This is a genomic window from Pseudomonas sp., assembly GCF_048265905.1.
GTDB lineage: Bacteria > Pseudomonadota > Gammaproteobacteria > Pseudomonadales > Pseudomonadaceae > Aquipseudomonas.
Map to the genome: position 1 here is coordinate 163,770 of NZ_JBLXAP010000008.1, position 12,112 is coordinate 175,881.

Genomic DNA, 12,112 nt, shown 5'->3' on the forward strand with positions numbered 1-12,112 from the left:
CTTGACTCCGTAGCGACTACAGGGTTTAGCGTAACGCCTATCGCTATTGAGGAGAAGTCTTATGGGCGCCAATTGCTGCAATCACACACCCGATCCATCAACCCAACAACAGCCAGAGCGTTATCGCAAGATTCTGTGGATTGCACTGCTGATCAACCTTGGGATGTTTTTTATCGAGATCGCCAGCGGTGTTAAAGCCAGCTCTGTGTCACTGCTTGCCGACTCACTGGACTTTCTCGGGGATGCCGCCAATTACGGCATCAGCCTGTGGGTTCTGGGCATGAGCATCGCATTACGTGCCAAAGCCTCATTAGTAAAAGCCGCATCGATGCTGGTATTTGGTGTAGGCGTTCTCGCCATGGCTGTTTGGCACGCGATAAATGGCCAGGTGCCGGAACCGCAAACCATGGGCCTGATCGGCACCCTGGCCTTGCTCTCAAACCTCGGTGTGGCCGCCCTGCTCTACGCCTACCGAGAAGGTGACAGCAATATGCGCAGCGTGTGGTTGTGCACACGTAACGATGCACTGGGCAATGTTGCGGTACTAATCGCTGCACTAGGTGTGTTCGGCACCGGCACCGCATGGCCAGACCTGCTGGTTGCCAGCGTAATGGCGCTTTTGGCAATTACTTCAGCTTACCAAGTCATCCGTCAAGCGCAACAGGAACTGAGCGTTGAGCACGCGCACTCATAAGGTTTCAGCCTGAAAAATCAAACCGCCACAGCTCAAAACTGTGGCGTTTTTATACCTTTCGTCGATTTATAATTCATAAATCGTACACAATGTTTTTTAACTGAATGCACGGACAACTTGTCAAAAAGCCCTGTAACAGACGGTTGAGAGCTTATGCAGATCAACTTAATTTGACTGACCAGTCGGACAGGTTATCCAGTTTTTATGACAAAATTGTATACAAGTACTAGCCAAGTACACCCATTGTTCCCTACATTACGGTCACAAGAAAAAAACGGGAACACCTCACTATGCAATCGCAATCAGTTGAAAGTGCTTCATCGCAACGTCCTGAAGATGAGAACCTCGGTACCGGAGCCAACATGGCTTACGGCTTGCAGCATGTTCTGACCATGTACGGCGGTATTGTTGCAGTACCGCTAATTGTTGGTCAGGCAGCAGGCCTATCACCAAGCGATATCGGCTTGCTGATCACCGCCTCACTCTTTGCGGGCGGTTTAGCCACACTCCTGCAAACCCTCGGCCTGCCATTTTTTGGCTGCCAATTGCCACTGGTGCAAGGTGTTTCCTTCGCCGGTGTTGCGACAATGGTCGCAATTGTTACCAGCGACGGTGGAGGCGGTATTCAAGCGGTGTTCGGCGCCGTGGTGGTTGCCTCACTGATAGGCCTATTGATAACCCCCATATTCTCGAAAATCATCAAATTCTTTCCGCCACTGGTGACCGGCATTGTCATCACCACTATCGGCTTGACCTTGATGCCAGTGGCCGCCCGTTGGGCCATGGGCGGTAACAGCAACGCGCCAGACTTCGGCAGCATGGCCAACATTGGCCTGGCTGCGATTACCCTGGTTTGCGTACTGATACTGAGCAAACTTGGCAGCGCCAGCATTTCACGCCTGTCAATTCTGTTGTCGATGGTGATCGGCACGGTGATTGCGATGAGCCTCGGCATGGCCGATTTCTCGCGCATTGGCGACGGCACCATGGTCGCGATGCCCAGCCCTTTCCACTTCGGTATGCCGACCTTCCACATTGCCGCAATCATCTCGATGTGCATCGTGATCATGGTGACACTGGTCGAAACCAGCGCTGACATCCTTGCGGTTGGCGAAATCATCGAAACCAAAGTTGACTCCAAACGTCTCGGCAATGGCCTGCGCGCCGATATGCTTTCCAGCATGCTGGCGCCAATCTTTGGTTCGTTTACCCAAAGCGCCTTTGCCCAGAATGTCGGCTTGGTTGCAGTCACGGGAATCAAAAGTCGCTACGTGGTTGCCACCGGCGGTGTATTTCTGGTGCTGCTCGGCTTGCTCCCAGTCATGGGCCGGGTCATTGCCGCAGTACCCACTTCGGTTCTAGGCGGCGCTGGCATCGTACTGTTCGGTACTGTAGCGGCCAGCGGGATTCGTACCTTGTCGAAGGTTGATTACCGCAACAACATGAACCTGATCATCGTCGCCACATCGATCGGTTTTGGCATGATCCCAATCGCTGCGCCAAGCTTCTACCATGCCTTCCCCGCCTGGTTCGAAACCATTTTCCACTCGGGCATCAGCTCTGCTGCAATCATGGCGATCGTGCTTAACCTGGTGTTCAACCACATCACGACCGGCAACTCAGACCAACAATCGGTGTTCGTTGCCGGTACCGAGCGCAGCCTGCGCTACCGCGACATTGAAGCACTGGAAGACGGTGATTACTTCAAAAGCGGCAAGTTGTTCAATGCACAAGGTGAGGTCGTACCGATAATTGGCAGTGAAATGCCGAACGCGACGCCCAGCCCAGCAGACAGCCAACCAAGCATCGTAGGCAAGCCGTCTACAGAGCACGTTTAGGCCGGCAGTGGCGGATGAAACAAGTGTCATCCGCCCTACCGTTTGGGCGTGGTGAAGCGAAGCTTGTCCACCATTACTCAAAGGCATAGCACATAAAAAACCGGCACTGCGCCGGTTTTTTTATGTGGATTCAGCCTGCTGCAACGCGCTTCAGGGCTCAAGCATCTGCTGACTGAGGTAATCAATAAAACAGGTAATACGCGAAGCCAAAGCGGTATTGCGGTAATAAACAGCATTGATCGGCTGCAACGCTTCAACAGTGTCGCGCTTAAGCACCTGCTGCAGACTGCCGCTTTCTCGGTCCTTGTCAGTCATAAAACCTGCCAAACAGACGATGCCTGCACCTGCCAAGGCTAGCTGACGTAAGGTCTCACCACTGGAAGCCGATAAACTGGGGTTGATTGCGTATGAATTGCCCTGTTCGTTGCGTAACGGCCAATGGTTGAGCGACTCTGGCTGAGTGAAGCCAAGCAAACTGTGCTGACTTAAACTCGCAACTGATTTCGGCTCTCCATGCAGCTTTAGGTATTCGGGGCTGGCCAAAATACGCCGCGGACTACTCCCAAGAGGACGCGCATGCAGGGTTGAGTCACGCAGTGGGCCAATCCGAATTGCAATATCTGTACGCTGCTCAAGCAAATCAATGATCTGATCACTGCTATTAAGCTCAAGCTCGATATCCGGATACTGCTGTCGAAACCCTGCAACCAGCGGCACAATGCTGTGCAGCATAAATGGCGCAGCAGCATTGACCCGCAAACGCCCTGCTGGAAGCTGACGACGCAAGGCCATCTGCTCCTCAGCTTCTTCAACCGAAGTTAGGATCTTGCGCGCCTGAGCCAGGAAAACCATGCCCTCTTCGGTAATTTCCAAGCGCCGGGTTGTGCGACGCATCAGGGTTACATCAAGTTTTTCTTCAAGACGGCTTAATGCGCGACTAACCCCCGAAGCGGTTTGTTGAAGTTGCTCTGCAGCTCCGCTGATAGAGCCGCTGTCGACCACAGTCACATAGGCCTGTAATTCATCTAAAGTCGTTTTCATTATTGAATTTTAGTCAATTATCTTTCACCTGCAACCGTATTACTCCGCATGAATAAAAGCTGCAGAATTCAGTGCAAGCAACATCAGTTGGCGGCCATTGATTGGGCAACCCGGACGAAACGACGGGCCAATTACACTGTCAGCTAATCTATCGCCCTAAATTAGCTGTTACTAATCATTCACGCCGTTAGGAGTAAAAGATGTCTCTTCCAGCATTTGGCCTTGGTACTTTCCGCCTGAAAGACCAGCAAGCCATCGATTCAGTCACCACTGGCCTTGAACTCGGCTATCGCCATATCGACACCGCACAGATTTATGGCAATGAAGCCGAAGTCGGCCAAGCGATTGCTGCCAGCGCAATAGCGCGTAAGGATCTATACGTCACCACCAAGATCTGGACCGATAACCTTGCCAGCAATGATCTGATCCCAAGCCTCAAGCAAAGCCTGAGCAAGCTGAAAATGGATTATGTCGACCTCACTTTGATCCATTGGCCATCGCCAGACGATAAAATCCAGGTTAGCGAATACATGAGCGCCCTGCTCGAAGCCAAGGCTCAAGGGTTGACCCGCGAAATTGGCATCTCCAACTTCACCATCAAGCATATGCAACAGGCATTTGAGACCGTCGGCGTTGAGCAGATCGCGACCAATCAGGTCGAAATCCACCCTTACTTGCAAAACCGCAAGGTGGTTGAATTTGCCCGTGAAAACGGCTTGCATCTGACGGCTTACATGCCTCTGGCGTATGGCAAGGTAATGAATGATCCGCTGCTGCAACGTATCGCCAGCACCCATAACACCACACCCGCCCTGGTTTCACTGGCCTGGCTGCTGCAGTCGGGTTTTTCAGTAATTCCTTCATCGACCAAGCGTCAAAACCTGCAAAGCAATTTGCAGGCGATGAACCTGAGACTGAGTGAAGCTGAAATGGCTGAAATCGCGCAACTGGATCGTGGCGAACGCTTGGCCAACCCGGGCTTTGCGCCTCAATGGGATTAACCAACAGCTGATCATTGGCGACTTGCTGACGACTAAAAATCTACGCGCCCGCGTCCCGCCTTAATGGCTCCGCGCTTGGTCTTACCTTCCAGTCGGCGTTTCTTTGAGCCCAAGGTCGGTTTGGTCGGACGCCGGGCCTTTTCGGTTTTGCCGGCACTGCGAATCAGCTCGCACAGACGCTCCAGTGCATCCGCGCGGTTTTTCTCTTGGGTGCGAAACTGCTGGGCCTTGATGATCACCACACCATCGGCGGTAATCCGACTGTCACGCAGCGCAAGCAGGCGTTCCTTATAGAATGGCGGCAATGATGATGCCTGGCTGTCAAAGCGCAAATGCATGGCGCTGGATACCTTGTTGACGTTCTGCCCACCCGCACCTTGAGCCCTGATCGCAGTCAGCTCAATTTCGTCATCGGCGAGATGAACACTGTTTGAAACCACCAACATGACAAGACCTTGCACAAAAGTAAGGATGCAGAATAACCCGATATGCCGTCACAGTTGGCACTTAGCCAAGCTGAGCCAGTGTATTGAGCTTTGTATTGAAATGTTTTTTAGTACATTTCAATGCATTGGCGCGAGCAAGATCCGGTTAACGTAGGCGTTATTCGAATATGAGGGGCAGCAATGGATTCGCTTACACAGGTTGTGCTTGGCGCTAGCATTCAAGGTGCACTGCTTGGCCGCTGGCAAGGCCGCAAGGCACTGCTGTATGGCGGACTGCTCGGCACCCTGCCGGATATGGATGTACTCATTCATTACGGCGACGCTGTCGCACAGATGACTTATCACCGCGGCTTTAGCCACTCGATCTTCGTCCTCAGCGGTGTAGCCCTGCTATTGACCTTGCTGATAAGGCGTTTTCAGCCCAACCCCGATTATTCCAGCCAGCGTTTGCTGCTGACAATCTGGCTGGTGCTGGCCACTCATCCGCTACTCGACAGTTTCACCAGCTACGGCACGCAGCTGTTCTGGCCTATGACCACAACACCCATCGCCTGGTCGAGCATTTTCATCATCGATCCGCTCTACACCTTGCCCTTGCTCGGTGCGATGATACTCGGGCTGATTTACGGGCTGCGCGACAAGGTCGCCAAAGCGCCAGCTATCGCGCTGGCAATTTCGACCGCATACCTTGCTTCAAGTCTGGTCGGCAAAAACGTTGCCGAGCATCGTGTCGAGGCTGAGCTCGCCCGCCAAGGCATTCAAGCACAGCAAATATTCAGCTCGCCGACACCGTTCAATACCTTGTTATGGCGAGTGATCGTGCTTGATGGCGATAATTACTACGAGGCGCTGTCTGGCTGGTTTGATAGCGAGCCACCAACACTTGAACGCATTCCGCTGGGCACCGAGCAGGGTAAAGCGTTAGCCAATTCGCCAGCGTTGGCCCGCCTTAGCTGGTTCACCAATGGCGTATTGCGTTATGACCGGATTGATGACCGCCTGATCGTCACTGACCTGCGCTTGGGGATGACCGGCTTTCACCCGTTTCGCTTCGACTTTGCCCACTGGAAAGACAATAAGTGGCAGATTCAGGATGAGATCCAACGCTGGCCGGTCGAGCGCGGCGACCTTAACCGCCTGAAGCTATTGTGGACGCGCATTTGGCAGCCGCAAACGCCTATTCCACTGGCGAGTTGGGCCAGTGAACTTAGCAAACCCTTGATCAGCCGGAACCGACTGTAGAGCGGACAGCGCTTTTCTATCCGCCATTTACCACGCGAAAAGGCTTGCCTGCCGACCTGTGGTGGACAAGCTTCGCGTTGTCACACCCTACGCAATGTAGAGCGGACAGCGCTTTTCTATCCGCCATTTACCACGCGAAAAGGCTTGCCTGCCGATCTGTGGTGGACAAGCTTCGCGTTGTCACACCCTACGCAGTGATGGCGGACGACGTTTTTTGCGTCCGCCATTCTTGGTTTGCATCGAAGGTTTACTGAACCCTGAACCGCTTGACCAAACCTTGCAGCTCGACCCCAAGGCGTGCCAACTCGGCGCTGGATTCGGCGGTTTGCGCGCTGGCCGAGGCGCTTTGCTCACCGATATCCCGGACTCGGGTGATGCTCTCGCTGATATTTTCCGCCACGCTACTTTGCTCTTCGGCGGCTGCGGCGATTTGATGGTTCATCTGCTCGATAGTGCTTACCGATTGAGTAATCCGGCCCAATGCATCGCCAGCCTGGCCAGCAAGCACTACAGTGCGCTGAGTCAGACTCAAGCTGCTGTCCATTTGCGTGACTGCATCTTTAGCCATGGATTGCAGGCCAGCAATCAACGCCTCGATTTCCTCGGTTGAACTGTAGGCGCGCTGCGCCAACGCACGAACCTCATCGGCAACTACTGCGAAACCACGGCCCTGCTCGCCCGCACGCGCCGCCTCAATGGCAGCATTCAAGGCCAATAAATTGGTCTGTTCTGCAACTGAACGAATCACCTCAAGCACGCTGCCAATGCGCTCGCTCTCAAGGTTAAGAGCCTGAATGGCTTGAGCGGATTGCTCAACCTCACCTGCCAGACTATTAATTTGGCCAACCGCCTGCTGCACAACTTGATTACCCTGCTGCGCTTCCTGGTCTGCTTCACGTGCCGCGACTGACGCTTGATCAGCATTCTGCGCAACTTCTTGCACAGTCGCCGCCATTTCATGCATCGCGGTTGCAGTCTGCTCCGTTTCAAGCTTCTGCTCTTGCACGCCTGAACTGGTTTGCGCGGTAATTGCCGACAACTGTTCGGCTGCCGCAGCAATCTGCCCGACGCCACCGCCAATATGGTTGATCAACTCACGCAGACTCAAAGTCATGCGCTGCATGGCAGACATGAGCTGACCGACTTCATCACCACGGTTACTCGCAATGTTTTGGCTGAGATTACCTTCGGCGATTTGTTCGGCAAAGGTCACGGCTTGGCGCAATGGCGAGACAATCGAACGAGTAATCAATAGCGCAGCCAGCACTCCAACGGCCATCGCTGCCAGCGCCATGACACTCAAACCTAACAGCGACTGATTGCGAATATCGAGCATCCGCTTATCTTCGGTTGATTTGGCGACCTCAACCAGGCTCAACACCGTCTCTGCTTTCTCCACCATGCTTTTTTCAGCGTTGTCGCCCTCAGTAATGACCTGCTGATAATTGGCAAACGCCTGCTGATAAACCTTCAGTGCATCCAGTGCAGCGCTGATCGCACTTTTTTGCTCATCGGTGAGCCAGATCATTAAGTTGCGAGCGACAGTTTCCAGATCTTCATTGGTGTACTTCCAGTCTTTCAAAGCGTCTGCGGATTTATCAATGATGTACAAGCTTTCATTGCTGCGCAGATCAAGCATGCGCTTGCTCAAACCTGATGCTGTCTCAGCCAGAGTCAGCGGATCACTGCCTTTGAGGTTGTCGCCCTGCAAGCGCAACTCACGCACGGCGTCGTACATTTCAAATTCAATCACATCAAACTGATCACGCGCCTCACCCGCAGCCTTGCTCATTTGTTCACGGGCTGAGCGCGACCGGTCATTGAGTTGGACAAAGCCGTCGAACTGTTGCCGGTATTGATCAACCGCCTCATCCATCGCCTGCAATTGGGCTTTTTTGTCGCCAACCGCCGCGCTCGCTTGCGCCGCAATCAACTGCTTGACCAAGGTTAACTGTTGAGTGGTTTGTGCTGCGGCTTCTGGGGTTTTCTTCAGAGCGAACATACTTTCAAAGCGCCGAGCATCCAATACAGCCAAGTCAATTTCCGAGAACCGGTTGACCTGCTCGTGTCTATTCGCAACAGCCTCCACAGCCCAATAACCGGTTAAGGCAACTGCCAGAGTTAGCAGCAACACAATGGCAAAACCGCCGAGCAGTTTTTTACCTACGGCAAGGTCACTGAATAGACGTGAGACAGACAAAGACATGGGGCTACTCCGTTATATTTATTCACTGAAATCGCCAGCCTGCTCGCAAGATTGAACTGGCACAGTGTTTGTTGGACCTGCCTCCATCGCAAGCCTTGTGCCATTAATCCGCCATAACCCGTAAAAGCCTTTATTACGGGTACAACAAGGCAACAGACAATCCGTAGGTGGACAAAATCACAACATCTAGATGAGCTGTATCGGCAGCTTTACGCTGAGCTGAACCATTACTTTGGCGGCATCTCGCCATTATTTTATCGGCAAGCACTCGGCTAGAACGTCAAGCCGACTCAGTTCACGGACACAAAAAAAGCGCAGGGTTTTCGCCCTGCGCTTTTTCAGTTGCATGTAGCTTGATCGATTAACGGCCTGCCAGAGCTGGCATCACCCGTGGCCGAAAAACTTCGCCAAAGATAGTCAGCACGCCAATTGCTCCGGCAATCCAGTACCAGCCTGCAATCGGGTCAAAACCCAGCCAGCCAAGGGCATTGAGGAACACAATCATAATCAGCACCGGGCACACATAGCGCACCATAAACAGCCAGAGTGCGTACCCCAGCGGCGGCAGATTAAGCTCGTCACGCATGATCTCGTCACGCAGCGCATAACCGGCAAACAATACGATGAAGATTCCGCCCAAAGGCATCATCCAGCGTGACGTCAGGTAATCCAGCCAATCGAAGAAATTCTTATCCATCGGCGTCCAGCCCGCGAGCAGGTTGAACGAGAGCATCGCCAACAAGCTAATGACCAACAGCACCGAACCGGACACGACGGCGGATTTGACACGACTGATACCGTGCTTTTCATTGAGATAGGCAACAGTCGCCTCGATCATTGAAATCGCCGAGGTCAGCGCAGCAATTGACACCATGGCGAAAAACAACACGCCAAATGCGGTGCCAAAAGGCATTTGCTGGAAGGCCAGCGGCAAGCTCATGAAGATCAGGCCAGGACCCGCACTCGGGCTCATGCCGTTGGCGAAGATAATCGGGAAAATCGCCAAGCCAGCTAACAACGCAACAGCGGTATCGCAGATGGCAACCATAAAGGTGGTTCGTGCAATCGACTGGCCGTCGGGAATGTATGAGCCGTAAGTCAGAATCGCCCCAGAGGCCAAACTCAAGGTGAAGAACGCATGGCCCAAGGCGGCGAGTAAGGCTTCGCCGGTGATTTTCGAGGCATCAAAGCTGAACAGGAAATCGAAGCCCGCCGAGAAGCTGCCGCTGGTAAAGGCATAACCGACCAACGCCACCAGCATCACCGCCAAACCCGGCATCATCCAGCGCACCGCGCTTTCGATACCCTTCTGCACGCCCTTGGCAACAATCCACAAGGTTAGCAGCGCAACCAAAACACTCCAGCCGCCGAGCTGCCAAGGATTGGCATTGTGCGCCTCGAATACCGCGCCTAGGGCGTCAACGCTGGTCGCTGCGAGTGAGCCATCCAGCATTTTCCAGGTGTAGGCAAAAGCCCAACCGGCCACGACCACGTAGAAACAAAGAATCATGAACCCGGCAAGCATGGCCATACCGCCAACCGCCTTCCACAACGGATTACCGCTGTTTTCCTTGACCACGCGACCAATCGCATCAATCGGGCTGCCGCGACCCCGGCGACCAATGGCGATCTCAGTCATCATCACCGGAATACCAATGGCCAGAATGCAGGCAAGGTACATCAGTACGAAAGCCCCGCCGCCGTATTCACCGGTGATGTAAGGGAATTTCCAGATATTACCCAGCCCCACGGCGGAACCAGTCGCGGCAAGGATAAAGCCCCAGCGAGAGAGCCAGAGGTTTTTCGGTTTTTCTCGGGTCATGCGTCACCTGTTGTTTTTATCTGTGACGGAATCTAACCCGCTGCGCTTGTGGCGCGGCGGAGTGATGAAGAGCTCAGTGGCACCAACATTGGCACGCCTGTCTCCCCGCAAGGCTGTAAACCTCAAGTTGCGTCGGGTTGCACCTCCGGAGCGGCCTTCTGGAAGGCTTCGAGGGCTTCACAACGCGCCGTCATGGCGAGAATGCGCGGATACGCATTTAAGTCACAGTTAAAACGGCGCGCATTGTACACCTGTGGGATCAAACAGGCTTCTAGATATCCAGGCCGCTGACCAAGGGACAAATTGTCAACAAATACCGCCAGCCCTTGCTCAACTGCCTTCAAACCGCTGTGCACCCAATGTTGGTACCACTGCGTCTTGGCATCATCGGCAATGCCCAACTCGGTCGACAGGTACTTCAGCACACGCAAATTATTCAAGGGGTGCACATCACAGGCGATGTGCAGCGCCAGCGCCCGAACTTGCGCACGCAATGCTGGCTCGACTGGCAGCAGTGCGGGTACGGGAAACGCTTCTTCAAGGTATTCGATGATCGCCAGCGACTGAGCAATTTTGATTTCATCAGCGCCAGACACTTGATCGACCAGCAGCGGCAACAAGCCTTGTGGGTTGAGCTGCTGATACGCTGGCGCCAATTGCTCACCACCATCCTTGACCAGATGCACCGCTACCTGTTGATACGCCAAGCCTTTGAGGTTGAGGGCAATGCGTACGCGATAAGCGGCACTGGAGCGCCAATAGGAATAGAGCGTCAGCTCAGCCATCGTAGCGTTCCACTGCTTGGTCAATCGCGCCGAAAATGCTCTGCCCAGCGGCATCAAACATCTCAATGCGTACGCGGTCGCCAAACTTTAGAAACGGTGTTTTGGCTTCGCCCTGCTCAATCACTTCGAGCATGCGTTTTTCCGCCAGGCAAGATGATCCAGCGCTGCGGTCATAGTTGGAGACGGTGCCAGAACCGATAATGGTGCCGCTGCCCAATGGACGGCTTTTCGCGGCGTGGGCCACCAGCGTCGGGAAGTTGAAGGTCATGTCAGTACCCGCATCCGGCTCACCGAACAACTTACCATTGATATGCGAAACCAACGGGCGGTGAACCTTGCCGCCCTTCCAGCTATCACCCAGTTCATCAGGGGTCACTGCAACCGGCGAGAAGCTAGACGAGGGCTTGCTCTGATAAAAGCCGAAGCCTTTAGCCAGCTCACCCGGGATCAGATTACGCAACGACACATCGTTGACCAGCATCAGCAGTTGCACGTGATCGACGGCCTCGGCAGCGCTAACGCCCATCGGCACGTCGTCGGTGATCACCGCCAACTCGGCCTCAAGGTCGATACCCCATGCCTCGTCAGCCATAAGAATGGGGCTGTGCGGAGCGATAAATGCGTCAGAACCGCCTTGATACATCAAGGGCTCGTGCCAGAAGCTCTCTGGCATTTCGGCACCGCGCGCCTTGCGCACCAACTCCACGTGATTCACATAGGCGCTGCCGTCGGCCCAGTGAAAAGCCCGTGGCAGCGGGCTGTGGCAAGCGCTCTGCTCGAACGCGAACGCCTCGGCTTCAAGGCCATCGTTCAAGCGCTGGTAACGGGCTTCAAGTTGCGGACGAATAGTGGCCCAGTCATCCAGTGCGGCCTGCAGTGTTGCGGCAATGGTTGGGACTTTGAGCGCGCGGCTGAGATCGCGGGAAACCACGACCAATACTCCGTCGCGACCTTGCTTGAGTGAGGCTAACTTCATAATCAAACCTTAAATTGGCAAAAGCAGCTGACGCAGTTTAGATCGCTGCGCCAGTCCTATA

Annotated in this window: 10 protein-coding genes and 1 pseudogene; 4 read left to right on the top strand and 7 right to left on the bottom strand. The window is 54.0% G+C overall.

Annotation, left to right across the window (positions count from 1 at the left end):
- Positions 1 to 61 precede the first annotated feature (61 nt).
- Together ACN0UH_RS12995 and ACN0UH_RS13000 are read left to right on the top strand one after the other, a co-directional pair.
- Positions 62 to 694 carry a cation transporter gene (locus tag ACN0UH_RS12995; RefSeq protein WP_417662432.1) on the top strand — a complete coding sequence of 211 codons (633 nt, stop codon included), beginning with the start codon at positions 62 to 64 and terminating at the stop codon, positions 692 to 694.
- Positions 695 to 984: 290 nt separating this feature from the next.
- Positions 985 to 2,532, top strand: a complete 1,548-nt coding sequence (locus ACN0UH_RS13000) for a nucleobase:cation symporter-2 family protein (RefSeq protein WP_417662433.1) — start codon at positions 985 to 987, stop codon at positions 2,530 to 2,532.
- A 150-nt stretch (positions 2,533 to 2,682) separates the two neighbouring features.
- On the opposite strand, the gene ACN0UH_RS13005 is transcribed toward ACN0UH_RS13000, so the two are convergent.
- A complete protein-coding gene (locus tag ACN0UH_RS13005; protein ID WP_417662434.1) occupies positions 2,683 to 3,573 on the bottom strand; it encodes a LysR substrate-binding domain-containing protein in 891 nt (296 codons plus the stop codon).
- Positions 3,574 to 3,773: 200 nt separating this feature from the next.
- Here ACN0UH_RS13005 and dkgB point away from each other — a divergent pair, with 200 nt between their 5' ends.
- Complete coding sequence (gene dkgB, locus ACN0UH_RS13010) at positions 3,774 to 4,574, top strand: 2,5-didehydrogluconate reductase DkgB (protein WP_417662435.1); 801 nt, start codon at positions 3,774 to 3,776, stop codon at positions 4,572 to 4,574.
- A 32-nt stretch (positions 4,575 to 4,606) separates the two neighbouring features.
- Here dkgB and arfB read toward each other — a convergent pair whose 3' ends face one another.
- Positions 4,607 to 5,020: an alternative ribosome rescue aminoacyl-tRNA hydrolase ArfB gene (gene arfB / locus ACN0UH_RS13015; protein ID WP_417662436.1), complete on the bottom strand. Its 414-nt coding sequence runs from the start codon at positions 5,018 to 5,020 to the stop codon at positions 4,607 to 4,609.
- Between the two features lie 180 nt (positions 5,021 to 5,200).
- Here arfB and ACN0UH_RS13020 point away from each other — a divergent pair, with 180 nt between their 5' ends.
- Complete coding sequence (locus ACN0UH_RS13020; RefSeq protein ID WP_417662437.1) at positions 5,201 to 6,262, top strand: metal-dependent hydrolase; 1,062 nt, start codon at positions 5,201 to 5,203, stop codon at positions 6,260 to 6,262.
- Between the two features lie 247 nt (positions 6,263 to 6,509).
- Here ACN0UH_RS13020 and ACN0UH_RS13025 read toward each other — a convergent pair whose 3' ends face one another.
- From ACN0UH_RS13025 to ACN0UH_RS13045, 5 genes and pseudogenes are all read right to left on the bottom strand, one after another.
- Complete coding sequence (locus ACN0UH_RS13025; protein ID WP_417662463.1) at positions 6,510 to 7,394, bottom strand: methyl-accepting chemotaxis protein; 885 nt, start codon at positions 7,392 to 7,394, stop codon at positions 6,510 to 6,512.
- Positions 7,368 to 8,468, bottom strand: a pseudogene (locus ACN0UH_RS13030) (HAMP domain-containing protein); the annotation flags it as partial. The pseudogene ACN0UH_RS13030 and the gene ACN0UH_RS13025, both read right to left, overlap by 27 nt.
- Before the next feature lie 361 nt (positions 8,469 to 8,829).
- The gene (locus tag ACN0UH_RS13035; protein WP_417662438.1) at positions 8,830 to 10,290 is read right to left on the bottom strand and encodes a sodium-dependent transporter; all 1,461 of its coding nucleotides are present in this window, start codon (positions 10,288 to 10,290) and stop codon (positions 8,830 to 8,832) included.
- Positions 10,291 to 10,412: 122 nt separating this feature from the next.
- Positions 10,413 to 11,075: a maleylacetoacetate isomerase gene (gene maiA / locus ACN0UH_RS13040; RefSeq protein ID WP_417662439.1), complete on the bottom strand. Its 663-nt coding sequence runs from the start codon at positions 11,073 to 11,075 to the stop codon at positions 10,413 to 10,415.
- Positions 11,068 to 12,051: a fumarylacetoacetate hydrolase family protein gene (locus ACN0UH_RS13045; RefSeq protein WP_417662440.1), complete on the bottom strand. Its 984-nt coding sequence runs from the start codon at positions 12,049 to 12,051 to the stop codon at positions 11,068 to 11,070. The genes maiA and ACN0UH_RS13045 overlap by 8 nt, the downstream gene beginning before the upstream one ends.
- Positions 12,052 to 12,112: the final 61 nt, after the last annotated feature.

Excerpts from the sequence above, each read along its gene's own strand:
- ACN0UH_RS12995 (WP_417662432.1), top strand. The coding sequence starts at position 62 with ATGGGCGCCAATTGCTGCAATCACACACCCGATCCATCAACCCAACAA.
- ACN0UH_RS13000 (WP_417662433.1), top strand. The coding sequence starts at position 985 with ATGCAATCGCAATCAGTTGAAAGTGCTTCATCGCAACGTCCTGAAGAT.
- ACN0UH_RS13005 (WP_417662434.1), bottom strand. The coding sequence starts at position 3,573 with ATGAAAACGACTTTAGATGAATTACAGGCCTATGTGACTGTGGTCGAC.
- dkgB (WP_417662435.1), top strand. The coding sequence starts at position 3,774 with ATGTCTCTTCCAGCATTTGGCCTTGGTACTTTCCGCCTGAAAGACCAG.
- arfB (WP_417662436.1), bottom strand. The coding sequence starts at position 5,020 with ATGTTGGTGGTTTCAAACAGTGTTCATCTCGCCGATGACGAAATTGAG.
- ACN0UH_RS13020 (WP_417662437.1), top strand. The coding sequence starts at position 5,201 with ATGGATTCGCTTACACAGGTTGTGCTTGGCGCTAGCATTCAAGGTGCA.
- ACN0UH_RS13025 (WP_417662463.1), bottom strand. The coding sequence starts at position 7,394 with ATGTCTGCCATGCAGCGCATGACTTTGAGTCTGCGTGAGTTGATCAAC.
- ACN0UH_RS13035 (WP_417662438.1), bottom strand. The coding sequence starts at position 10,290 with ATGACCCGAGAAAAACCGAAAAACCTCTGGCTCTCTCGCTGGGGCTTT.
- maiA (WP_417662439.1), bottom strand. The coding sequence starts at position 11,075 with ATGGCTGAGCTGACGCTCTATTCCTATTGGCGCTCCAGTGCCGCTTAT.
- ACN0UH_RS13045 (WP_417662440.1), bottom strand. The coding sequence starts at position 12,051 with ATGAAGTTAGCCTCACTCAAGCAAGGTCGCGACGGAGTATTGGTCGTG.